This is a genomic window from Pseudomonas kuykendallii, from assembly GCF_900106975.1.
In the GTDB taxonomy this organism is placed as follows: domain Bacteria; phylum Pseudomonadota; class Gammaproteobacteria; order Pseudomonadales; family Pseudomonadaceae; genus Pseudomonas_O; species Pseudomonas_O kuykendallii.
In genome coordinates this window covers 238,476-261,777 of the sequence record NZ_FNNU01000003.1, presented here as the reverse complement: position 1 = coordinate 261,777, position 23,302 = coordinate 238,476, and the positions used below count along the sequence as shown (strand labels likewise).

The 23,302-nt window shown below is 65.3% G+C and carries 21 protein-coding genes and 1 pseudogene; 8 read left to right on the top strand and 14 right to left on the bottom strand.

All coding sequences use genetic code 11. The features are described 5' to 3' along the window. Positions 1 to 113: 113 nt before the first annotated feature. Complete coding sequence (locus BLV15_RS11190) at positions 114 to 875, top strand: IclR family transcriptional regulator (protein ID WP_090228003.1); 762 nt, start codon at positions 114 to 116, stop codon at positions 873 to 875. A gap of 299 nt (positions 876 to 1,174) precedes the next feature. Here BLV15_RS11190 and BLV15_RS11185 read toward each other — a convergent pair whose 3' ends face one another. Then, a complete protein-coding gene (locus BLV15_RS11185) occupies positions 1,175 to 1,774 on the bottom strand; it encodes a helix-turn-helix domain-containing protein (protein WP_090227999.1) in 600 nt (199 codons plus the stop codon). 245 nt (positions 1,775 to 2,019) lie between these two features. Between BLV15_RS11185 and glnT the strand changes: the two genes are divergently transcribed. The 5 genes from glnT (at position 2,020) to BLV15_RS11160 (ending at position 6,832) form a co-directional block, all read left to right on the top strand. After that, positions 2,020 to 3,354, top strand: coding sequence for a type III glutamate--ammonia ligase (gene glnT / locus BLV15_RS11180; protein WP_090227996.1), 1,335 nt, complete (start codon positions 2,020 to 2,022; stop codon positions 3,352 to 3,354). Between the two features lie 73 nt (positions 3,355 to 3,427). Next, positions 3,428 to 4,342: a class II glutamine amidotransferase gene (locus BLV15_RS11175; RefSeq protein WP_090227993.1), complete on the top strand. Its 915-nt coding sequence runs from the start codon at positions 3,428 to 3,430 to the stop codon at positions 4,340 to 4,342. Continuing rightward, the gene (locus tag BLV15_RS11170) at positions 4,339 to 5,022 is read left to right on the top strand and encodes a GltB/FmdC/FwdC-like GXGXG domain-containing protein (protein ID WP_090227990.1); all 684 of its coding nucleotides are present in this window, start codon (positions 4,339 to 4,341) and stop codon (positions 5,020 to 5,022) included. The genes BLV15_RS11175 and BLV15_RS11170 overlap by 4 nt, the downstream gene beginning before the upstream one ends. A gap of 86 nt (positions 5,023 to 5,108) precedes the next feature. Continuing rightward, positions 5,109 to 6,431, top strand: a complete 1,323-nt coding sequence (locus BLV15_RS11165; RefSeq protein ID WP_090227988.1) for an FMN-binding glutamate synthase family protein — start codon at positions 5,109 to 5,111, stop codon at positions 6,429 to 6,431. Between the two features lie 65 nt (positions 6,432 to 6,496). Then, positions 6,497 to 6,832, top strand: a complete 336-nt coding sequence (locus tag BLV15_RS11160) for a DMT family transporter (RefSeq protein ID WP_090227985.1) — start codon at positions 6,497 to 6,499, stop codon at positions 6,830 to 6,832. A 339-nt stretch (positions 6,833 to 7,171) separates the two neighbouring features. On the opposite strand, the gene BLV15_RS11155 is transcribed toward BLV15_RS11160, so the two are convergent. From BLV15_RS11155 to BLV15_RS11105, 11 genes and pseudogenes are all read right to left on the bottom strand, one after another. Continuing rightward, on the bottom strand, positions 7,172 to 7,510 hold the full coding sequence (locus BLV15_RS11155; RefSeq protein WP_090227983.1) for a P-II family nitrogen regulator: 339 nt from the start codon (positions 7,508 to 7,510) through the stop codon (positions 7,172 to 7,174). 11 nt (positions 7,511 to 7,521) lie between these two features. After that, positions 7,522 to 8,841 (bottom strand): ammonium transporter, encoded by a 1,320-nt coding sequence (locus BLV15_RS11150; RefSeq protein WP_090227981.1) that lies wholly within the window; start codon positions 8,839 to 8,841, stop codon positions 7,522 to 7,524. 350 nt (positions 8,842 to 9,191) lie between these two features. Continuing rightward, a complete protein-coding gene (locus BLV15_RS11145; protein ID WP_090227978.1) occupies positions 9,192 to 9,371 on the bottom strand; it encodes a hypothetical protein in 180 nt (59 codons plus the stop codon). A gap of 61 nt (positions 9,372 to 9,432) precedes the next feature. After that, entirely contained in the window at positions 9,433 to 10,794 is a 1,362-nt protein-coding gene (locus tag BLV15_RS11140; protein WP_090227976.1) for an ammonium transporter, read from the bottom strand. 244 nt (positions 10,795 to 11,038) lie between these two features. Next, positions 11,039 to 11,597, bottom strand: a pseudogene (locus tag BLV15_RS22510) (PAS domain-containing protein); the annotation flags it as partial. Positions 11,598 to 12,054: 457 nt separating this feature from the next. Continuing rightward, positions 12,055 to 14,400, bottom strand: a complete 2,346-nt coding sequence (locus BLV15_RS11130) for a trimethylamine N-oxide demethylase (protein ID WP_090227971.1) — start codon at positions 14,398 to 14,400, stop codon at positions 12,055 to 12,057. Between the two features lie 9 nt (positions 14,401 to 14,409). After that, positions 14,410 to 15,780: a flavin-containing monooxygenase gene (locus BLV15_RS11125; RefSeq protein ID WP_090227968.1), complete on the bottom strand. Its 1,371-nt coding sequence runs from the start codon at positions 15,778 to 15,780 to the stop codon at positions 14,410 to 14,412. Positions 15,781 to 15,847: 67 nt separating this feature from the next. After that, entirely contained in the window at positions 15,848 to 16,978 is a 1,131-nt protein-coding gene (locus tag BLV15_RS11120; protein ID WP_090227965.1) for an aminomethyl transferase family protein, read from the bottom strand. 32 nt (positions 16,979 to 17,010) lie between these two features. Further along, positions 17,011 to 18,027 carry a heme-dependent oxidative N-demethylase family protein gene (locus BLV15_RS11115; protein ID WP_090227963.1) on the bottom strand — a complete coding sequence of 339 codons (1,017 nt, stop codon included), beginning with the start codon at positions 18,025 to 18,027 and terminating at the stop codon, positions 17,011 to 17,013. Between the two features lie 15 nt (positions 18,028 to 18,042). Further along, positions 18,043 to 18,969, bottom strand: a complete 927-nt coding sequence (locus BLV15_RS11110) for a PDR/VanB family oxidoreductase (protein WP_090227960.1) — start codon at positions 18,967 to 18,969, stop codon at positions 18,043 to 18,045. Continuing rightward, positions 18,966 to 19,490 (bottom strand): dimethylamine monooxygenase subunit DmmA family protein, encoded by a 525-nt coding sequence (locus BLV15_RS11105; RefSeq protein ID WP_090227958.1) that lies wholly within the window; start codon positions 19,488 to 19,490, stop codon positions 18,966 to 18,968. The genes BLV15_RS11110 and BLV15_RS11105 overlap by 4 nt, the downstream gene beginning before the upstream one ends. 210 nt (positions 19,491 to 19,700) lie before the next feature. Between BLV15_RS11105 and BLV15_RS11100 the strand changes: the two genes are divergently transcribed. After that, entirely contained in the window at positions 19,701 to 20,324 is a 624-nt protein-coding gene (locus BLV15_RS11100) for a LuxR C-terminal-related transcriptional regulator (RefSeq protein WP_090227956.1), read from the top strand. 19 nt (positions 20,325 to 20,343) lie between these two features. On the opposite strand, the gene BLV15_RS11095 is transcribed toward BLV15_RS11100, so the two are convergent. Then, positions 20,344 to 21,273 carry an SDR family oxidoreductase gene (locus tag BLV15_RS11095; protein WP_090227954.1) on the bottom strand — a complete coding sequence of 310 codons (930 nt, stop codon included), beginning with the start codon at positions 21,271 to 21,273 and terminating at the stop codon, positions 20,344 to 20,346. 98 nt (positions 21,274 to 21,371) lie between these two features. On the opposite strand from BLV15_RS11095, the gene BLV15_RS11090 reads away from it, so the two are divergent. After that, a complete protein-coding gene (locus BLV15_RS11090; RefSeq protein WP_090227951.1) occupies positions 21,372 to 22,241 on the top strand; it encodes a helix-turn-helix transcriptional regulator in 870 nt (289 codons plus the stop codon). A 54-nt stretch (positions 22,242 to 22,295) separates the two neighbouring features. On the opposite strand, the gene BLV15_RS11085 is transcribed toward BLV15_RS11090, so the two are convergent. Then, positions 22,296 to 23,270: a LysR family transcriptional regulator gene (locus BLV15_RS11085; RefSeq protein WP_090227949.1), complete on the bottom strand. Its 975-nt coding sequence runs from the start codon at positions 23,268 to 23,270 to the stop codon at positions 22,296 to 22,298. Positions 23,271 to 23,302 lie beyond the last annotated feature (32 nt).

Sequence of the window (23,302 nt, the reverse complement as noted above, 5' to 3'; positions counted from 1 at the left end):
CGTGGGGTGCGCCGTACGCACCGAAAGAACCTGCGCCGAGCTTGCCGTGGAGTGGGCGGCGCGCAACTTGCACCGTGTTCGCCGGCACTTCTTTATCAGCATGTGAGAACGGCATGAGCGGCACCCAAAGCCTGGAGCGGGCCTTTCATCTATTACGCCGCATCGCGACGGCGGGCGTGCAGGGTGCCGCGCTGGATGAGCTGTGCGAGGCGTGTGGTTGTTCACGGCCGACCGCCTACCGCCTGTTGCAGGCTCTGCGCCGTCAGGGCTTCGTGCGCCCGGCCACGCAACGCGGGCGCTACGTGCTGGGCTACGAACTCTTCGCCCTCGGCGCCCAGGCCGGCAATGCCAGCGCTATCCGCGAACTGGTGCGCCCGGTGCTGCTGCGCCTGGCGCAACGTTTCGGCGACAGCTTCTTCCTGCTGGTGCCGGACGGCTACCACGTGCTGTGTCTGGACCTGCTGACGGGCGAACAGCCGGTACAGAGCTACAGTGGCATGGTCGGCGGGCGCATTCCCATGGGCGTGGGCCAGGCCTCGCACGTGCTGCTGGCGCAGATGCCACGCGCCGAGCGCAACGAGATCCTGCAGCACAACGCGGCGGTGCTGCGTTTGGACTACGGCCTGGAAATCGAACGAATCATCGACAGCCTGGACAGCGTGCGCCGCCTTGGCTTCGCCAGCGGCCTGGCGGATCGGCGGTTACCGGGCTACACCGGCCTTGCGGTACCCATCGTGATCGCCGATGGCGCGGCGCTGGGTGCGCTCAGCTGCGCTTTGGCACGTCCGCGGATGACAGAAGCGAGGCGCAAGGCATTGGCGGTTGCGATGAAGGAGGAGGCGCAGTTGTTGGCTAGTAAGTTGAGTGAGTGGTAAGGGTTGAGCTTCGGTGGGAAGGGCAGCATGCGGCCGATTCTGTTGAAAAAGTCCCTTGGCGATTTCTGCCCATAAAAGAGTGTTGTTTATGTAGAAATCTGAGTCGTACGGAAGACTGACCTACCTTGGTTTTTACGCAGCAACGTCAAAATCGTACGTTTTTCGAACATTGGAAAGGCGCCTCTGGCCAAGGCCGACTTTATCAACAGAATCGGCCGCTTGCAGTCACTCGCTTCCAACCAACCGCCCATACCTTTATCTATCGACGTGTCTAAAAGTTTGGGCAGTTCCTTGTTCGATCAGTCCTTCCCGTAATTCATGATCGACAACAGCCGAATCGGCACCTGCACCAGCTTCTCCGGGCCGTGGGGGACTTCGGCGTCGAAGGTCAGGCTGTCGCCGGCCTGCATGGCGTAGAGCTGGTTGCCGTGGCGGTACACCAGTTCGCCTTCGAGCAGGTGCAGGAACTCGGTGCCCGGGTGGGAGAAGGTCGGAAACTCCTCGCTGGCATCGTCCATGCTGACCATATAGGCCTCGAAGCTCTTCTTCGGCCCGCGGGTGTGGTTCAGCAAATGATAGGTGTGGCCCTTCTCGGTGCCACGGCGCACCACCTCGAGTCCTTCATTGGCTTTCACCAGGAGCGCGCCGCTGCCTTGCTGATCATATTGGCTGAACAGCTTGGACATCGGCATGCCGAGCACGTCGCAGAGCCGGCTGAGGGTGTCAAGGCTGGTGGATACCTGGGCGTTCTCGATCTTGCTGAGCATGCCCTGGCTGATGCCGGCAATGCGCGCGACCTCGGCGATTTTCAATTCCTGGGCGAGGCGCTGGCGGCGAATCTGCATGCCCAGGTACTGCTCAAGCTGCAAACGGGGTGGAGTCTCTATGCTCTTGCTCATGCACTGCCATTTTCTAAATATGAATAATAGATTCGCACCAGGAATGATCAGGCTGCATTGCAACGGTGCATGCCAGGGGGTGTGAATTTCCTGCTATGAAAACACTTTTCCCCTGCGGATAGAAGAAAACCCGCGTGGTGTCTGGCTCTCGCCTGCGACGGCCGGGATTGGCAAGTTGATTGCATTCTTAATGGGAAAGTTAATTTCCTTATTGGAATAATCACCGAGTCGACAGGAGCCACGTGATGTTGCCAAGCGAAACCCAACAGGTCATCGAGAAACACGCGATCAAGTATGTCCTTGCCCAGTTCGTGGATATCCATGGCTCGGCCAAGACCAAATCGGTGCCGGTGTCGGGCCTCGAGGCGGTGGCGGAAGCGGGGGCAGGGTTTGCGGGTTTCGCCATCTGCGGCATGGGCATGGAGCCCCACGGGCCGGATTTCATGGCCAAGGGCGATCTGTCGACCCTGATCCCCGTACCGTGGCAGCCGGGTTACGGGCGGGTCGTGTGTATCGGGCATGTCGACGGGCAACCCTGGCCCTACGACAGCCGCTATGTACTGCAGCAACAAGTGGAACGCCTGAAGGCGCGCGGCTGGACGCTCAATACCGGCCTGGAGCCGGAATTCAACCTGATGCGTCGCGACGAGTCCGGCACGCTGCAACTGGTCGATGCCAGCGATAACCTCGACAAGCCCTGCTACGACTACAAGGGCCTGTCGCGCTCCCGCGAGTTTCTGGAAAAGCTGACGGAGGCGCTGCAGCCGGTCGGTTTCGACATCTACCAAATCGACCACGAAGACGCCAACGGCCAGTTCGAGATCAATTACACCTACAGCGATGCCATGGAGTCGGCGGACCGCTTCACCTTCTTCCGCATGGCCGCCGGCGAGATCGCCAACGACCTGGGCATGATCTGCTCGTTCATGCCCAAGCCGGACCCGAGGCGGGCCGGCAATGGCATGCACTTCCACCTGTCCCTCGCCAGCGCCGAGAGCAAGAACCTGTTCTTCGATGCCAGTGACAAGAACGGCATGGGCCTGTCGAAGCTCGCCTATCACTTCGCCGCCGGCCTGCTGGCCCATGGCCCGGCGTTGTGCGCCTTCGCCGCGCCGACGGTGAATTCCTACAAGCGCCTGGTGGTCGGCAACTCGCTGTCCGGCGCCACCTGGGCGCCGGCGTTCATCGCCTTTGGCGCCAACAACCGCTCGGCGATGGTGCGGGTGCCCTATGGCCGCCTGGAGTTCCGCCTGCCGGACGCCGGCTGCAACCCGTACCTGGTCAGCGCCGCGATCATCGCCGCCGGGCTCGACGGCATCGACCGCCAGCTGATGCCCGATCAGATCTGCAACGAAAACCTCTACGCGCTGGGCCTCGAAGCCATTGCCGCGCGAGGCATCAAGACCCTGCCGCAGTCGCTCAAGGAAGCCTGCGATGCGCTGGAAGCCGACTCGCTGTTCGCCGAGGTGATGGGCAAGGAGATCGTCGGCGAGTTCATCAAGCTCAAGCGCATGGAATGGGTGGAGTACAGCCGGCACGTCTCCGACTGGGAGATCAAGCGCTACACCGAATTCTTCTAATCCGACCTCTTCGTTCAACCGTTTTCCGGCGCCCGCCCGTGGGTAGGGCGCCTTCTGCCCAGGAGTTTTAGCTATGTGTGGAATCGTGGGGCTTTACCTGAAAAATCCGCAGCTGGAATCGCAGCTCGGCAAGCTGTTCGAGCCGATGCTCGAGGCCATGACCGACCGCGGCCCGGACAGCGCCGGCTTTGCCATCTATGGCGATGAAGTGGCCGATGGCTGGGTCAAGCTGACCCTGCAGGCGACCACCGAGGGCTTTGACTTCGCGGCCCTGGTTAAGGCCGTGGGGAAAAAGCTCGGCGCCGAGCTGGACTGGTTTCAGAACGCCAGCGCCATCGTGCTCAAGATCAAGGCCGAAGAAAGTGCCGTGCGCGCCGCGTTGAGCGAGCTGGCGCCGAGCGTGCGCATCATGAGCGCCGGGCAGAGCATCGAGATTCTCAAGGGCATGGGCTTGCCGCGGGAGATTTCCGAGCGCTTCGGCCTGGCTTCGATGAAGGGCAGCCACATCATCGGCCACACCCGCATGGCCACCGAAAGCGCGGTGACCATGGAAGGCAGCCACCCGTTCTCCACCGGCGCCGACCTCTGCCTGGTGCACAACGGCTCGCTGTCCAACCACTTCCGCCTGCGCCAGGAACTGCGCCGCGAAGGCATTCACTTCGAGACCGAGAACGACACCGAGGTCGCCGCCGGTTACCTGGCCTGGCGCCTGCAGCAGGGCGACTCGCTGAAGCAGGCGCTGGATAGCTCGCTGGAGGCGCTGGACGGCTTCTTCACCTTCGCCATCGGCACCCGCAACGGCTTTGCGGTGATCCGCGACCCGATCGCCTGCAAGCCGGCGATCCTCGCCGAGACCGACGACTACGTCGCCATGGCCTCGGAATACCAGGCGCTGTCCAGCCTGCCGGGCATCGACAAGGCCAAGGTCTGGGAACCGGTTCCCGCCACCCTGTACATCTGGGAACGCAAGAAGGAGCACGCAGCATGAAAACCATCGATCTTTCCAGCGCCAGCGTGCGTGACCTCAACCAGGCCCTGCACGACCAGGCCCAGGCTGTCGACGAGCGCGAGTGGGTTGTGACCCATCCCAACGGCGCCCACAACCTCGCGGTCGGCGTCAACGAAGCCATCTCCATCGATATCCAGGGGCATGCCGGCTATTACTGCGCGGGCATGAACCAGAAGGCCTCGGTCACCGTGCACGGCAACGTCGGCGTGGGCTGCGCCGAGAACATGATGAGCGGCTATGTGCGCGTCAAGGGCAGCGCCTCCCAGGCCGCCGGTGCAACCGCTCATGGCGGCCTGCTGGTCATCGAAGGCGATGCCGGCGCACGCTGCGGCATTTCCATGAAGGGCATCGACATCGTGGTCGGTGGCAGCATCGGCCACATGAGCTGCTTCATGGGCCAGGCCGGACGGCTGGTGGTGTGTGGCGATGCCGGCGATGCGCTGGGCGATTCGCTGTACGAAACCAGGATTTTCGTCAAAGGCAGCGTCGAGTCGCTGGGTTCGGACTGCATCGAGAAAGAGATGCGTGCCGAGCACATCGAGGAGCTGCAGGCGCTGCTCAATCGCGCCGGGTTCAAGGAAAACGCCGCCGATTTCAAACGCTACGGCTCGGCTCGCCAGCTGTACAACTTCAAGGTCGATAACGCCAGCGCGTACTGACCAACTTCCCTGTGGGAGCGGGCCAGCGCGCCCGGACCAGGCGTCCCGCGCGCTCCCACGGGTGATATCTTTCGAGGAGCGTCTCCATGAGCGAGAAACAACCCCCTGTCCTGCGCGAGTCGGCCACCTTCGACCGCCTGACCATCCAGGAAATCCAGCGTGCCGCCGAAACCGGCATCTACGACATTCGCGGCGGCGGCACCAAGCGCAAGCTGCCGCACTTCGACGACCTGCTGCTGCTTGGCGCCAGCATGTCGCGCTATCCGCTGGAAGGCTACCGCGAGAAGTGCGGCACCGATGTCATCCTCGGCAACCGCTTCGCCAAGAAGCCGCTGCACCTGAAGATCCCCGTGACCATCGCCGGCATGAGCTTCGGCGCGCTGTCGGCCAACGCCAAGGAAGCCCTCGGTCGTGGCGCCAGCATCGCCGGCACCAGCACCACCACCGGCGACGGCGGCATGACCCCGGAAGAGCGCGGCCAGTCGCAGCATCTGGTGTATCAGTACCTGCCGTCGCGCTACGGCATGAACCCGGACGATCTGCGCAAGGCCGACGCCATCGAAATCGTACTGGGGCAGGGCGCCAAGCCGGGCGGCGGCGGCATGCTGCTGGGCATGAAGGTCACCGAGCGCGTCGCGGGGATGCGCACGCTGCCCATCGGTGTGGACCAGCGTTCTGCCTGCCGTCACCCGGACTGGACCGGCCCGGACGACCTGGCGATCAAGATCGCCGAGCTGCGCGAGATCACCGACTGGGAGAAACCCATCTACGTGAAGGTTGGCGCCAGCCGGCCGTATTACGACGTGAAACTGGCGGTGAAAGCCGGCGCCGACGTGATCGTGCTGGACGGCATGCAGGGCGGTACTGCCGCGACTCAGGAAGTGTTCATCGAACACGTTGGCATCCCGATTCTGCCGGCCATCCCGCAAGCCGTGCAGGCGCTGCAGGAAATGGGCATGCACCGCAAGGTGCAGCTGATCGTCTCCGGCGGCATCCGCAACGGCGCCGACGTAGCCAAGGCCATGGCCCTGGGCGCCGATGCCGTTGCCATCGGCACCGCCGCGCTGATCGCCCTGGGCGACAACCATCCGCGCCTGGACGAAGAGCTGAAGAAGATCGGTTCGGCGGCCGGCTACTACGACGATTGGCAGAATGGTCGCGATCCGGCGGGCATCACCACCCAGGACCCGGACCTGTCCAAGCGCCTCGACCCGGTCGAAGGCGGCCGACGCCTGGCGAACTACCTGCGCGTGCTGGTGCTGGAAGCCCAGACCATGGCCCGCGCCTGCGGCAAGTCGCACCTGCACAACCTCGACCCCGAGGATCTGGTCGCGTTGACCGTCGAGTCCGCCGCCATGGCCCGCGTACCCTTGGCCGGCACCAGTTGGGTGCCTGGACAGGGTTACTGACCCCACCCATCAGCCGGCTTTTCCCAAGCGGAAAAGCCGGCTTTTGTGCATCTGAAAGGCGTCAAATGACTGCATCCTGGGCCTGGGCGATCCTGCTCACCGCCGGCATCTGCGAAGTGATGTACGCCTCTGCCATTCCCCGTACGCAGGGCTTCACGCGGCTTTGGCCGAGCCTCTACTGCCTCTTCTTCATCGCACTGAGCATGTACCTGCTGACCCTGTCGGCCCGCTACCTGCCGATGGGCACTGCCTATGCGGTGTGGGTCGGCATCGGGGCGGTCGGTACGGCGATCTATGGGATTCTCTTTCTTCACGAGCCGGCCACGCTGGCGCGGCTGGTGTGCCTGATGCTGATCATCTGCGGGGTGGTCGGCCTGAAGCTGTTCAGCCCGGTGAGCTAGGGCTGTCGACGCCGCGCCGGAGCTTGTTTGGCGCGAGGTAGGGCACGAGAGGCGAAGTCTGGCGGGGCACATGCGTCATCGAGTGTGAAACTGCATGGCCTTGCGAAGTGCGCGGGAAATCTCGCCATGCATCGTGGGAAGAGGGGAAAGGGCGCCGGTCCCTGCGTCTTTCGTTTCGCGGATCGCCGGGGGGAGTGCTCGCAAGGCGGTTCGCGCTGAAACCTCGAAAGATCCTGGGTGCGGGGATCAGGCCAGCGGGGCTGCCCGAGCGGGGTGCCAATGCACCCCGTCCAGGCAAAGGGGATATCGGCCGGCCCCGGGTGGGGCTGGCTGCCGTCGTCAGACGGCGCTGTCGTCCAGCTCGCCGGTTCTGATCCGCACGATCCTTTCGAGGTCCTGGATGAACACCTTGCCATCGCCGATCTTGCCGGTACGGGTGGCTTTCAGGATGGCCTCCACAGCCGCCGGGGAGAAGTTGTCCGCTACCACCAGCTCCAGTTTGACCTTGGGCAGCATCTGCACCTCGTACTCGGCGCCCCGGTAGACTTCCGTGTGGCCTTTCTGGCGGCCGTAGCCCCTGACTTCGGTGATCGTGACGCCATTGACGCCCACCTCGGTGAGCGCTTCACGCACGCCGTCGAGTAGAAACGGTTTGATGATCGCGGTGATCAGTTTCATCGCCTTAGCCCTTAGTTCGAGTACTTGTAGCCCACTTCGCCGTGGGAGGAGAGGTCGAGGCCGTCGAGCTCGGTTTCTTCATCCACACGCAGACCGCGGCACAGCAGGCCGGCGACCTTGTAGGCGATCAGGCTGGTGATGGCCGAGAAGGTGATGCTGAACAGGATGGCGCCGCCGTTGACCAGCAACTGGCTGAACAGGTCGCGGCCTTCGGCGAAGCCCTGGCCACCGATGGCGGTGTGCGCGAACACGGGCGTCAGCAGGCCGCCGAGGATGCCGGCCACGCCATGCACGCCGAACACGTCGAAGGAGTCATCCAGGCCGATCATCGGTTTGAGTTTTTCCACCGACCAGACACATACCGGGCCGGCGATGAGGCCGAGCAGGATGGCGCCCATGGGCCCGACGAAACCGCATGCCGGGGTGATGGCCACCAGGCCGGCGATGGCCCCGGACAGCGCGCCGAACATGCTCGGACGGCCACGGTGCTGCCATTCGACGACCATCCAGCCCAATGCGCCGGCACAGCTGGCGAGCATCGTGTTGACCATTATCAGCATGGCGTAGCCGTTGGCCGCCAGCGCGCAGCCACCGCAGAAACCCAGCCAGCCGACCCACAGCAGCGAGCCGCCGGTGAGCGTCATGGTCATGTTGTGCGGCGCCAGGGACGGCGTGCCGAAGCCACGACGGCGCCCCAGCAACCAGGCGCCCACCAGCGCGGCGATACCGACGTTCAGGTGCACCACGTTGCCACCCGCGAAGTCCTGCACGCCAAGGTTGAACACCCAGCCGCCGCCCCAGGCCATATGCGCCATGGGGATGTAGTTGATGGTCAGCCACACGGCCATGAACACCATCACCGCCGAGAACTTCATGCGCTCGGCGAAGCCGCCGACGATGATCGCCGGCGTGATGGCGGCGAACAGCAGCATGAACAGGAAGTACAGGTACTCCGGAATGGTGCCGACTACCGAGTCCTTGGTGATGCCAAGCATGAACAGCTTATCCACGCCGCCGATCATCGCCTGCAGCGGGCCGCCGTCGGTGAAGGTCAGGCTGTAGCCGTAGATCGCGAACAGCACCGACATCAGCGAGGCGGTGCAGAACACCTGCATGAGGATCGACAGCACGTTCTTGGTCCGTGCCATGCCGCCGTAGAAGAGCGCGAGCCCCGGCAGGGTCATCAGTAACACGACCAGCGAGCAGAGCGCCACGAAGGCCGTATCGCCACTGTCGATCGTCGGTATCGCCTCGTCGGCAAGGGCGACGGTACTGCCAAGAACCAGGGGAAGAACGAACATACTGCGGCCAATCTGTGCAAACCGAACCATTGCCTGCTGCCTCCAACCGACGGGAAAGTTATCCGGCCGCTGTCGGCGGCGCACCGGATTTTTCGGCCCCTGGAAGCATCAGGCGGGTGCGCTGATTATATTCCTGTGGGGCAATTAAATTCCCTTTCAGTAAAGCAATTGGCCTGCCAAAAGTGCCGTTCACCGGCTTTTTTTCCGCTAACTCATTGAGCTGAAACAACTTGTTACGAGAGGCCGGGAATGCCGCCGAGCGGGGCGCGAATGCAATGCATTGTCATGGTGCGCGAGGCGCTGTTCTGCTGCCTGATGGGTATCGCGGAGGGGCGTGGAGCGGGGGGATGACCGGCAGCGATCGCTGCCGGTCGAGGGGGTCACTTCAGCTTGTCGAGGTCTTCGTCCGGCAGCGCGTAGCTGTGCTTCTCGTGAATGACGGTGGCGATCAGTGCATAGAGGCTGGTGGCCGCCACCAGAAAGCTGATGAAGGCCAGGATGGCGGGCTTGTCGGCGAAGGTGAATACGGCGCTGGCGCCTTCGTAGGTGGTGATGCTCATGGCACTACTCCTTGGGATGAGTCCTTGAGATGAGCCGGCCGCGTTCACGGCCGGCCGGGGGTCATTGGGCTATGGCGGTGCTCGGTGCGGCGCTGCCACCCACCGTGCTGCTCTGGCCGTACATGCTGCTCCACTCCGGGTAGGCCTGGGCCGGTACTTCGGTGAGGTCCAGGCCACGCTCTTCGGCATGCGCCGGAACCCGCAGGATGCCGGCCTTCTTCAGGGCGTAGGAGATGCCGTAGCCGGGGAAGAAGCCCAGCGCCGCCATGACCAGCGCGCCGCCGAGTTGGCCGAAGAAACTGATCTCCGGCATGCCGTTCACGTTGGGGTAACCGGCCAGGAAGATGCCGCTGATCACCAGCCCGGCGAAACCGCCGAAGCCGTGCACGGCGAAGGCGCCGACCGCATCGTCCAGCTTGAGCTTGAGCAGCAGGTTGTTGACCAGCGGTGCCAGGGCCGAAACGCCCATGCCGATCAGGTAGGCCAGCCCGGGGTGGTAGAGGTCCAGGCCAGGCGCCACCGAGATGATGCCGACCAGACCGCCCGACATCATCCAGTAGGGTTCACGGGTGGTCAGGTAGGCGCCGATCAGGCCGCCGGCGAAGCCCATCAGGGTATTGAAGGAAAACGCCGAAAGGTTGGTCGGCTGGCCGTAGATGTTGATCCACTGCGCACCCGAGTTGTAGATGATGCAGCCGCCGAGGAAGCCGAAGAATCCGACGATGATCAGCATCAGGCCGACCACGCTCATCGGCATGCTGTGGCCGACGATGGCGTTGGCGCTGCCGTCCGGGTTGAAGCGGCCGATGCGCGCGCCGAGGTTGATCAGCACGCCGAGGGCGAAGAAGCCGGCGATCATGTGCACCACGCCCGCGGCGCCGACGTCATGGTAGCCCCATTTCACGGTCAGCCAGCCTTCCGGGTGCCAGCCCCAGGCTGCCGCCAGCAGCCAGAGAAAGCCGCCGAGGACGATGGTCATGATGATGAAGGCGCTCATCCGCGCCCGTTCGATGATCGCCCCGGAGAGAATCGAGCCGGTGGTGGCAGCGAACAGCGCGAACGCGCCCCAGAAGATGCCGGTGGCGTTGTCCTGGATGTTCGGGCCCATGGACTGGCTCCACGGCATGCCGGCCATCAGCGCGTCCATGCGCGGCACCAGGCCGTCGGGGAAGGCGTTGTAAATGGCCCAGCCGAGCAGGAACACGCTGGGGACGATGAAGCCGAACGCGAGGATGTTCTTCACGCCCGCCGCCAGGGCGTTTTTCAGGCGCGAGGCGCCAATCTCGTAAGATAGAAAACCTGCGTGGATGCAGATCATCAATGCGGTACACCACCAATAGAACATTTCCATGTTCAGGGTGTTGGTCATTTCGATCAGGGCCTGCAGCTCCTCGAGCGTCGGCGGGGTCTTCTTGTCTTCCATTACTGAATCCTCGAAAGCGGTTTATTGGACTGAGTGGTGCGAAGGCAGGTTGAACCGGAATTTTTTATTTTTGATAAACAAAGTTTCTCTTTGAGAAAGCAATGTGTGTGCCAGTGGGAGGGAAATCGACGAGGAGGCGAGCGGAGACGTTGGCTATTTTCACGCACGTTTTCCGCTCACGTTTTCAGCGGGGTGCCTGCCGTTGGTTCGCCGGCGCGCTCCTTCTGCAACATGCCCTGAATCTGCTGTACCGACTCCTGGGTGCGCCGCGCCAGGTTGCGCACTTCATCGGCGACCACGGCGAAGCCGCGGCCCTGATCGCCCGCCCGTGCCGCTTCGATGGCGGCATTGAGCGCCAGCAGGTTGGTCTGTTCGGCGATGCTGCGGATCACTCCGGCGACCTGGGCGATCTGCGCGTAGGTGGCCTGGATGTTGGCCTGCTCGCGCTGGTGCAGCGTGGCGGCGGTCTTCTCGTCCGTGATCTCGCGTACCGCTCCGGTGACGTAGACCAGCCGGCCCTGGGCATCGCGCAGGCAGCGGCCACGTTCGCGGAACCACACTTCGCCGCGCACCTTGTGGCGCATGCGGTACTCCACGGCGTAGAAGCCGTCGCCGCCGGTGTCGACCATCGACGCGTTGAACACCTGCATGACCTGTTTCAGGTCATCGGGGTTGACCAACTTGAAGTAGCTGTCCCAACCGTCGGGAAATTCCTGGGCGCTGTAGCCGATCAGTTCGCGGAACTGCTCGGACCAGCGGATCAGGTTCTGCGGGTGATCGGGGTCGCCCGCCACCACGTTCATCGCCCAGCAGCCTTCGGTGAGCGTGCGCTTGGTCAGCTCCCACACCTGGCGCTCTTCGTCCCAGTGGGCACGCTCGGCGTCCAGCGCGTGCAGGCGCCGCTGGCTGTCCTCGCGTTCCTGGAGCAGCTCGCCAATCTGCTTGCGTGCCTCCTTGAGATCGGCCTCGAGTGCCACGTATTCGTCGGCACTGCAGGGGGGCGCTGGCTGGCGTTCGGCCTGCTGGCGAACGTGCTGCAGCGCGTCCCACTCATGCTGCAGACGCAGCAGGCTGCTGGACAACGCGGTGTGCTGTTGCAGCGGCGCGGGCGCAGAGACGGGCTGGCCGTCGCACAGGCGGTTGAGCCACTGACTGAGTTCGCTGGCCAGGTTTCGGGATGCATTGCGGAACCACATCGGCCCATCCTCCGTGAGATTGAATGGCCATCCCCAAGCAATTCTCCGTCCACACCCGGTGCGTTCAGGCGCGTACCCGGCTCTTGTCAGGGTCGTAGGCGACGGTGCTGGCGCCGACCTGCGCGCGAATGCGCTTCTGCTGGCCATCGAGCTTGCCGATCTCGACGACGGTGCCGGGCTCGCAGTAGCCGACATCCAGCCGGCACAGGGCGATGTTGCGGCCCAGCACGGGCGAGCGGGTGGCACTGGTGATCACGCCGATCTGCGCGCGCCCGTCGTGTACGCAGTCACCATGGGCGGCGGTTTCGTTGCCTTCCAGGTGCAGGCCGACCAGCCTGTGGCGAGGTGCGGCATTGCGCCGCGATAGGGCGTCGCGGCCGATGAAGTCCGCGGCCTTGCTCTTGAGTGGCACACAGAAGCCGATGCCGGCCTCGAACGGGTCCGTCTGGTCGTCGAATTCGTAGCCGGCGAAGATCAGCCCGGCTTCGATACGCAGCATGTCCAGCGCCTCCAGGCCCAACGGCACCAGGCCCATGGGTTCGCCGAGCTGCCACAGGCGTTGCCAGACCTGCAGCGCATCCTGCGGATGGCACCAGATTTCGTAGCCCAGCTCGCCGGTGTAGCCGGTGCGCGAGACCATCACGGGCGGGCCGTTGTAATCGTCCAGGCGGCCGACCAGAAAGCGGAACCAGCCCAGTTCTTCCAGCTTGGGTTGAGTGCCCGGCGTCCAGATCATCTGCGCGAGCAGCTGGCGGCTCAGCGGGCCCTGCACCGCGACGTTGTGGATCTGCTCGGAAGCGCTCTTTATCCACACCTTCATGCCCAGTTTTGCGGCCTGCTCGCGCAGCCAGACGCCGGCGTAGTCCTCGCCGCCGATCCAGCGGAACGCATCGGCGCCCAGGCGCAGCAGGGTGCCGTCGTCGAGCATGCCGCCATGCTCGTAGCACATCGCCGAATAGACCACCTGGCCCACCGCGAGCTTGCGCACATCGCGGGTCAGGCAGTAGTCGAGCAGCGCTTCGGCGTCGGGGCCGAGCACCTCGAATTTGCGCAACGCGGAGAGGTCCATCACCGCCACGCGCTCCCGGCAGCCGTGGTATTCCTCGGTGGCGCCGTAACCGTCGAAGCGGGTCGGCGTCCAGAAGCCGCGGTAGTCGACGAACTGCCGGGTGAGGGCCGAGGTGCCGGCGTGAAAGCCGCTTTCGCGGGTCAGCACCGGGTCGGCATCTGCTGTTTTTCGAGTGGCCATGGCGAGACTGAAACGCTCCTTCTCGGAATACACGCGGATATGGATATCGGTGGGCTGCCAGCCGTTGGCCGGGTCGATGTCGTCCGGACAGGAACTGCTGGCGCAGAGCAGGTCGGTCATCGCCTTGAGCAGCACGTAATCGCCGGGACGCGACCAGGGTTCGTCCAGCGTCAGCTGCTGATGGGCGTCGATGCCGGTGTTGTAGAAAAAGTTGATCGCCGGCCAGCCGGCACGCGGGCTCACGCCGTGCGCGGTCACGGCGCGGCTGATGTTGTCGCTGCAGTTGGCGTGGCCGAAGTAGCCATGGGCCTCGTAGTAACGCGCGGCGCAGGCCAGGGCGAAGGTGTCGTGGCGGCCGACGGTGTCGCGCACCACTCCGAGCATCGGCTGCATGTCGCGGTCGTAGAAGCGGCTGAACAGGCCGGGGCCCGGGTAGGCGCTGCCATTCAGGGTGCGGGTGACGGTGGGGTCGAGGTCGATCTCGCGCCCGGTGTCGAGGCCGCGACGGTCGAAGGCGACGAAATCCGAACACTGGCGCCCGGCGACGTCGATCACCTGAATGAACTGCCCGGCGGCGACGACGTAGTCGCGGGCAGTACCAGGGTGGATGGTGAACTCGTCGATCACCTCGCCCAGTGGCGCCGGCAGTGGCGGCAGCCAGAGCCCTGACGGGTTGGCGCGGTGGATCAGCAGACGCAGCTCGCTGGCGCGCTGCTGGCTGTCCACGGCGACAGATCCGCCCGGCGCGGCGACGATCACGCAGAGTGCCGCGCTGGCCTGCAATTCACGGCTGAAACCCGCCGGTGTCGCCGCGGGCCACAACCGCGCGGCGGCCGGCAGGTGGCGACAGTCCACCCCACGCCCGGCCAGGCCGCGGGTGACGTGGTGCGATTCGCGGCTGCCGTCGTGCAACAGGCGGACGATGGCGTTGGCACCGCTGCTGGCCTGCAGGCCAAGGGCCGAAAGCGCTTCGCGCCCGTCCTCGGCGAAGGCCAGCAGTTCGGCAGGCTGGTCGCCTTCGATGTCGATCACCTGCAGGCGATCACCGGCGTGCAGCGCGACCACCGTCAGCCCGCCCGCCGCCACGCGGTGGCGCTCCAGGTCGGCTGCACGGGCGAACAGGGCCGGTTCCAGCGGGCGGCTTGTCACGGGCAGATTCATGGCGGCGCCTCAGCTGGCGGACTTCAGGCAGTCGGTGGGGGCATCGGCCAGGTAGGCCGTCAGCGAGTCGTCGAGCGCTTCCAGCCAGGGGGTGTGATGGGGCGTGGCGAGGGTACCGGTGATCAGCGAGCGATAGCACTTGTCGCGGTAGCCCATGATGCTTTCGTACTTGTCCTCCTTCCATTGCAGGAAGGTGGCGTTGACCTCGGCGATGTCGAAGCTCGGGTAGTCGGTGGCGGCGATCAGCTGGCGGATGTACTCGCCCTGGAACTCGAACATCTCCTGCGCGGTTTCCAGCGTTTCTTCTTCCTGGCGCCAGGCCAGATTTTCGGTGCGCATGTGCTCGGCGTCGGGCAGGGCGATACGCCCGAGGATCACGTCACGGGCATACCAGGCCTGGGCGTCGAACATGTTGAAGCTGTACCACTGGTCCTGCATGCCGAGGTAGATCAGCTTCGGGTTCGGCTCCCAGAACACGCCCTTGTAGAGGTTCAGCGGCCACAGGCGGTTGCCGGTCTTCAGGCGCAGCGATTCGGGCAGGAACGGAAAGTGGTGCTTGTAGCCGGTGCACAGGATGATCGCGTCGATGTGCTTGCTGCTGCCGTCGGCGAAGAAGGCGGTGCTGCCCTGGACGTGGGTGAGCAATGGACGTTCTTCCCAGTTGGCCGGCCATTTGTAGCCCATCGGCGCGCTGCGGTAGCAACTGGTGATCGAGCGGGCGCCGTACTTGTAGCATTGCGAGCCGATGTCTTCGGCCGAGTAGCTGGCGCCGACGATGAGCACGTCCTTGCCCTTGAATTCCAGCGCGTCGCGAAAATCGTGGGCGTGCAGCACGCGCCCGGCGAAACGCTCGAAGCCCGGAAAGCTCGGCACGTTGGGGGTGGAAAAGTGGCCGCTGGCGACCACCACGAAGTCGAAGGTTTCGCTGTAGGTGCGGTCGTTCAGGTGATCGTGCGCGGTGACCGTGAACAGCTGGCTGTCGGCATCGAAGCTGACGTTGCGCACGGCGGTATCGAAGCGGATGTAAGGCCGCACTCCGGCTTTCTCGACGCGGCCCTTGATGTAGTCCCAGAGCACCTCGCGCGGCGGGTAGGAGCCCATGGGCCGGCCGAAGTGTTCGTCGAAGCTGTAGTCGGCGAACTCCAGGCATTCCTTCGGCCCGTTCGACCAGAGATAGCGGTACATGCTGCCGTGCACCGGCTCGCCATGCTCGTCCAGGCCGGTGCGCCAGGTGTAGTTCCACATGCCGCCCCAGTCGGCCTGTTTCTCGAAGCAGACCAGTTCGGGAATGTCCGCCCCGGCGGCCTGGGCCGACTGGAAGGCTCGCAGTTGCGCCAGGCCGCAAGGGCCGGCACCGATGATGGCGACGCGTTGGTTCATGTTCGGTTCTCCGATTGGCGGTGATGGCGCCGCGTACCCACGCAGCGCCCGGGAGCGCGCAAGACCTTCAGCCCTTGGCGGTACGTTTCTTCTTCTCGGGGTCGTCGAAGGGCAGGCTGTGGGCGATGGCGCCGACCTGCAGGCTGCCGCGTACCTCCAGGGGAACGCCCTGCTCGGCGATGTGGGGTTCGACGCGGGCGATGGCCATGGAGCGTCCGCTCAGGCGCGAGTACATGGCGCAGGTGATCAGGCCCACCTGGCGGCCGTCGTGCCAGAGCGTGTCGCCCCCTTCGGCGGCTTTCTCGCCCTCGAGCAGCACGCCAAAGATCTTGAAGCGCTCCTTGCCCTCGCGCCGGAAGTGCTCGCCGGCGCCGCGGAATTCGCGCTTGCCCGGCGATACGGTGAAGTCCAGGCCCAACTCCCACAGCGTGTCGCCCGCCTTCTGGTCGGCGAAGGGGTACATCTGCGAGTTGTCGTAGGGGAAGAACAGCAGGTAGCTCTCCACGCGCAGCCAGTCGAGGGCGGTGAAGGCGCAGGGGATGATGCCGTGGCCCTGGCCCTTTTCCAGGATGCCGTCCCAGATCAGCGGCGCATCGGCGGCCTTGCAGAATATCTCGTAGCCACGCTCGCCGGTGTAGCCGGTGCGCGAGATCATCACCGGGCGGTCGAACAGTTTGGTCTGCAGGTGATGGAAGTAGGGCAGCTCGCGGATGCCGGGTACGTGCTCGGCAAGAAAGTCCACGGCGGCCGGCCCTTGCAGGGACAGGTCGTGCAGGTCGTCGTCGAACAGCACCGCCACCTGGCGGCCTTGCGCCGAGCGGATCAGCATCTCGTAGCCGGTGCCGGCGCCGTGCACCACCATGAAGGCGTTGGGGCCGGTGCGATAGACGATGCAGTCGTCGATGAAGGTGCCGTCCTCGTCGAGCATGCAGGCGTACACCGACTTGCCGGGATAGAGCTTGGCCATGTCGCGGGTGGTGGCGTAGTCGAGCAGGCTTTCGGCGTGGGGACCGACGTAGTGCACCTTCTTCAGGCCCGATACGTCCATCAGCCCGGCTCGGGTGCGGATCGCCTCGTGGTGGTCGGCCAGGTCGCTGGCGTAGGTCCAGGCGGTGCCCATGCCATTCCAGTCTTCCAGGTTCGAACCAAGCGCCAGGTGGCGTTCGCGGAGCGCACTGATGCGCCATGAATTGGCCATGGGAAAATTCCTCGTATGCAGGTGGGTGAGCGTCAGGCTTCGGGGTCGAACTGGCGCAGCCAGTCCACCAGTGTCTGGCGGTAGCGGGTCATGCCCTTGTAGTCGGCGATGGCGTCCGGCAGGTCGCGCAGCACGCGGTGCAGTCGGCGCCCCCAGGCCGGGTTGCTGACCAGTTCTTCCATGCTGATCAGGTAGGTGCGGATGCTGAACAGCACGGCGTTGGAGCGCGGCAGGCGGGCCATGTGCTGCAATTCCACGCGCAGGTGCACGAGGCTACCGACGTTGTCCGGGGTGACCGAGCCGCGGTCGCTGCCCCATTCGTGGAAGGTTTCCGGCGAGGTGTCCAGGCGCGGGTTGATGGTCAGCGTCCAGTTCAGCCGGCGTACCGGGTGGCCGACCTGGATGTTCAGCAGAAACTTCAGCGCGCGTTCGAAGATGCCCATCTGGTTGGCCATCGGCACGGGCGAGTGCCACTGCTTGAAGCTCATGCCGGCATCGAAACGCAGCGACCAGTCCGCCGGGCAGGTGACCATGCCGGCGTCCATGAACAGGTCGCCGTCGCGCTGGTCGAGCAGGGCGAAATCGCCCTGCATCTGCCGGGTGATGTACTCCAGCGGCTCGCAGGGCAGGCTGTCGGCATCGCCGAAGGTGAACGACTGATCGATGCCCATGGCCAGGTTCTGCCAGCGCCAGGCGGTGCCGTTGCGTTCCAGCAGGAAGTGCTGCGGGTAGTCGCCGGCCAGGTGCTCCATGAGCATCTCCAGCAGATCCCAGGCGGCCTGGGCCATGTGCGGCATCACCAGGCAGCGCTCGGGGTCGCGCTCCAGCACGCGGGCGCGCTCGGCCATCTCCGACAGGTAATGCTCGTCGACGTCGAAGCTGTGCTCGAACACCGAGCCCGGATCGCGCGACACCGCCGGCTCGATGTTCACCGAGTACATGTAGGCGTCTTCCGGGAACGGAAACGGAAACCGGGCGATGGCGGCCGGGCTGTTACGGAAGCTGAAGTCGTCCCGGTAGGTTTCTGCCGGTTTGAAGATCAGGGTCATGGCACGTCTCCGGTATCAGATATCGAGCAGGATCGGGCTGCCGCAGCCACGCGAGACGCAGGGCATCAGGCTGCTGGCGCGTTCCTCGTGGGCGAGAAAGAGGTCGCGGTGCTCCACGTCGCCTTTCAGGTAGGGCGTGCGGCACTGGCCGCAGACCCCGCCGCGGCACAGGTTCGGCAGCTCCACGCCGGCGCTTTCCAGGGCTTCGAGCAGGCTTTGCTCGGCGCCGACCGCCACCTGCCGGCCGCTGCGGGCCAGCTCGACGACGAAGGGCACGCCCGGCTCCGGCGCGGCGAAGGCCTCCCAGTGCACCCGCGCCGCGGGCCAGCCGAGCGCCAGGCTCTGCTCGCGCAGGGCATCGAGGAGCGATTGCGGGCCACAGGCGTAGACGTGGGTGCCAAGCGGGCGATGGCCCAGCAACTGACCGAGGTCGAGGCGCCGGGCGCTGCTTTCGTAGAGGTGCAGGTGCTCGCCGAGCTGCTCGCGCAGCACCTCGACATAGGCATCGCTCAGCCCGGCGCGGTAGGCGTAATGCAGCTCGAACGCGGCGCCGCGGCGCAGCAGCTCGGTGCAATAGGCGAGGAACGGGGTGATGCCGATACCGGCGGCGATCAGCACGTGCAGGCGCGCCGTGCTGTGCAGTGGAAAGAGATTGGCCGGCGAAGAGATTTTCAGCTGATCGCCGGTCTGCAACTGTTCGTGCACATAGCGCGAGCCGCCGCGGGACTGGGCCTGCTGGCGCACGGCGATGCGGTAGTGGCTGGTGTCGCCCGGGTCGCTGAGCAGCGAGTATGCGTTGCGCTTGCCGTTGGGCAGGTGCAGTTGCACATGGCTGCCCGCGGAAAAGGCCGGCAGCGTGCCGTTCACGGGCATCAGCGAAACCTCGCGGATGACCGGGGTGATCAGTCGCGTTTCGCCGACCCGCGCGTCGAGGGCGCTCATGGCCGGGCCTGCGCATAGGGCTGGTCGGCGTCCGCGCAGACGCCAAGGTAGGCGCCCAGTCGCTCGGAAAAATGCCGGCGCACTTCCAGCATGACCCCGCACTGGCGGCAGGGTTGCAGGTCAGCGCAGGTGCCTGCCTGCAGGCTGGCGCAGTGCACGCAGAACAGCATGCGCCGCCCGCTTTCGTTGCACTGCAGGGTGATCTCGTCGCCCAGCAGGCCGGCAGCCCGGGCCACCCCGCACAGCGACCAGATGAAGGCTTCATCACCGTGCAGCTCAAGGTGCACGCCAACCCTGGCTTCGCTCAACAGCGTGGCGAGCGCCTCGCCCAGCGCGGCTTCGTCGGCGTACTGCGGCAGCGCCAGGTGGCGGAGTTCGGTATCGGCGCGGGCCAGCAGTTGCGCATGGCGTTGCTGCCCGGCGTCCTGGGTGACCAGCACCTGAACGATCACCCGTTGGGCGGGATTTCCGCTGGGGTATCGCGGCACGCTGAAAGGGTGCAGTTCGGTTGTGCGATTCATGGCGATCCTTGTGCAGACTTGCCCTGGATTGAAGCGATCAGGTCATGTGTTGGTGCATGACTGGTGTTTCCCTGTAGGCAAAATAGTTTCCTGTCACGCCTATGCGCACAATCTGCCCAAGGGGATATGCCAAAAGGGGTAGTGCCTGCCGGGAGGCATGGAAGTTGCTGTCCGTATTCGTCCCACACCGCACAAGACGGCGAGGAGAACATGCGTGCAGCCAGTTTCGCCCCAGCCCCCGCAGCCGTGTCAGATGCGCTGACCGATCGTGAGGAGCAGACCCTGCAGTTGATCGCCGCAGGCAACAGCAACAAGCAGATCGCCCGCGAACTGGGCATCAGCGATGGCACGGTGAAAATCTATGTGCGTAGCCTGCTGCGCAAGTTTCACCTGCACTCGCGCCTGCAGCTGGCCAGCTGGGTGCACCGCCACAAGGGCGTGGCCTCGACCGTCAGCAAGGCGGCTGTCGGGCCGGCGAGCGTCGCCGGCCTGATCAACGACCTGCCGGTGCTGATCTATCGCGGCGACAACGCCCGCACCTGGTACATGGATTACGTCAGCGAAGGCTGCCTGCAACTGACCGGCTACTCCGCCGAATACCTGACCCGCGACCCCGCGCACAGCTTCGGCTCGCTGATCCTCGCCGAGTACGCCGACTACGTCTGGTACTGCGTGCAATGCGCCCTGCTCAAGCACGAGCCGTTTCAACTGCGCTACCGCATCTGCTGCGCCGATGGGCGCGTCAAGGAAGTCTGCGAGACGGGCATCGGTGTGTACTCGCCCAGCGGTGAAGTGCTGGGCGTGGAGGGCGCGATCTTCGAGGTGGCGGGCTAGGGGCGCCGGTTTGGCCGGGCTAAGGCCGGTTGTCCCGATTCTTTCCCTCCAGGCCCATGTCCCCGGACGCTAAACAATCCGCCACATCCGATAGCAGCCCCGGTCCGGCCGGGTGCCAGCCCAGGCGCTCGCGGGTTTTTTGGCTGGAGGCGCTCATGTCCTTTCCCACGAAGGCGCTTAGCCAGCCGAAATGTGCCGCGGCCTCGTTGCGGGGCAGCGCGCGGGTGGGCACGCCGAGGCAGTCGCCGATGGTCTGGGCGATGTCGCGGAAGCGGATGGCCGATTCCGCGGTGGCGTGGTAGCGGGCGCCGGGCTGGTGTTTTTCCAGGGCCAGGCGGTAGAGGCGGGCGGTATCGCTCAGGGCCGCGGCCGACCAGTGATTGAGGCCTTCGTCGAGGTAGGCGGATACACCTTTCTCCCGCGCCAGGTCCATGACGTAACTCACCAGACCCTGCCGCACCGGATCGTGAATCTGCGACAGGCGCATCACCACCACGTTGACGCCGCGCTGGTTCAGGGCGTGCCCGGCCTGTTCCGAAGCGACCCGAGGATTCGGGTGATGGAGGTCCGCGTGGTCCTCGTCCGCGCTCTGCCCCGGGGTCGAGGAGCCCATGGCGGTGCTCGAGGTGATCAGCAGCGGGCACTGTGAACCTTCCAGTACAGCGCCCAGGGCGGCTATCACGCGGGCGTCCTGTTCGCAGTTGGCGACGAATCGGGCGAAGTCGTGATCGAAGGCGGTGTGGATGACCGCATCGCAAACGTCGGCGCCGCGCCGCAGGCTGGCGAGGTCGCCGAGATCGCCGCGGTGTACCTCGGCGCCGAGTGCCTGCAGGACGCGAGCGCCGGCATCCGAGCGCGTCAGTCCGAGGACCTGATGGCCGGCGGCGAGCAATTCGCGGGTGACCTGGGTGCCGATGAAGCCTGTGGAACCGGTTATGAATACGCGCATGGTGCAATTCTCTCTTTGCGGGAGCGAGCAGCCTGCGCGTAGTGTTTACCCGGTAAAAGATGTGACGTTATCAGGGTATGAAGACTAACAGGGTGGCTATGAGCGAGTCGTCGGTTCAGCGTCTGGGGGCTTATCTGAAGGACTGTCGGGCGCGCCTGGACCCGGCGAACTTCGGCTATTCCAGCGCGCGGCGCCGTACGCCGGGGCTGCGTCGCGAAGAGGTGGCTCAGCGGGCCAGCATCAGCCCGACCTGGTACACCTGGCTCGAGCAGGGCCGTGGCGGTGCGCCGTCGGCCGAGGTGCTGAACCGGATCGCCGCCAGCCTGCTGATGACCGAGCCGGAGCGCGAGCACCTGTTCCTCCTCGCGTTCGGCCATCCGCCGGAAGTCGTCTATCGCGTCCCCGAGGGGGTGACGCCGCGCTTGCAGCGGCTGCTGGATACATTCGAGTACAGCCCCGCGATCATCAGGACCGCCGGCTGGGATGTGCTGGCCTGGAACCGCGCCGCAGCGGCGGTGTTCACCGATTACGGCCGGTTGCCGGCCGGTCAGCGCAACATCCTGCGCCTGATGTTCTGCAACCCGGCCGCGCGCGCCCGGCAGGACGACTGGACCGGCATGGCGCGCTTCCTCGTGGGCACGTTTCGCGCCGATGCCTTGCGTGCCGGGGCCACGTCGCAGGTCGGCCAACTGGTGGATGAGCTGTGCTCGCAGAGCACCGAGTTCGCCGCGCTGTGGCGTGACAACGATGTGCGCATCCATGGCGAGGGCACCAAGCGCCTGCACCACGACAGCCAGGGGCTGATCGAGCTGGAGTACTCCGGTTTCGCCGTGGACGGCCGCCCCGATCTCGGCATGATCGTCTACAACCCGGCGACGCCTGCCGACGTCGAGCGCATTCGGGCGCTGCTGAAGGACTTTCAGCCGGCGCCGGTTGCGGACGTCGCGTCTTCGACGACCGGCGCCTAAGCGGGTTTCCACGCTAACGAAAGCCCCTCCCGGTCAAAACCAGGAAAACCTGCGTCAGGAGAACAGCACCGACACGCCCGGACGTTCGCGGTTGGCGAGTTCCTGGCGGATGTGGTCAATGAGTTTTCGTGCGGTCGAGGTGATGCCCCGGTGCGGCGGGGTGAGGGCGTAGAGCGTGGCGGAGGGCAGGCCTTCGTCCTGGCACGCCAGTTTCAGCGCGCCGCTTTCCAGCGACGGCAGGCAGGCGCACAGCGGCAGGCAGGCCAGCCCGAGGCCCGCGCCGGCGCCCTGCAACAGGGCCTGGGTGTTGTCGGCGCTGAGCGCCGGGTTGCGGATCTGGCGGGCGCCGCTACGCAGTTGCCAGATCAGCCCGGTGGGCGAGGCGAGAGTGAGCAGATGCTCGTCCTCCACGTCGGCGAGCGAGCGCGGCTGGCCGAGTGTGTCGAGCAGCGCCGGGCTGCCGGCGACCACCCGTTTCAGCAGCGCCAGCGGGCGTGCCACCACGGCGGCGCTGTCCTTGGGGACGTCGTTGAGGCTCAGCGAAAGGTCCAGGCGCTGGCTGACCAGCTCGGCGGGGTTGTCCTGCAGGGTCAAGGCGAACTGCACCGCCGGATGCGTGTCGCGGAAGCTCGCGAGCAACTCCAGGGTCCAGTCGGAAAGGATGCTGGGAACGCCGATGCGCACCAGCCCGCCGGGTGTGCCGGTGGCATTCAGCGCGCATTCCCGGGCGGCTTCGGCGGCGGCCAGCATGTCCAAGGCATGTCGATAGACCTGCTCGCCCACGGTGCTCATGGCGAACAGCCGCGTGTTGCGGTTGAGCAGTTGCACACCGAGTTGCCTTTCCAGCTGGGCGACGCGCCGGCTCAGGCTGGATTTGGCGACCCCGGTCCGCTCGGCCGCGCCGGAGAAGCTGCCGGCCTCGACCACCTGCAGATACCAGTAGAGATCGGCGAACAGGCTGGCGGTCAGGGCGGGCGTCGGTAACTGAGATTGGGACGCTCTGTTGCTCCCAGCGGAACGCTTGCTCATTTTTCCTCCACGGCCAGTGCGCTATCTTACGT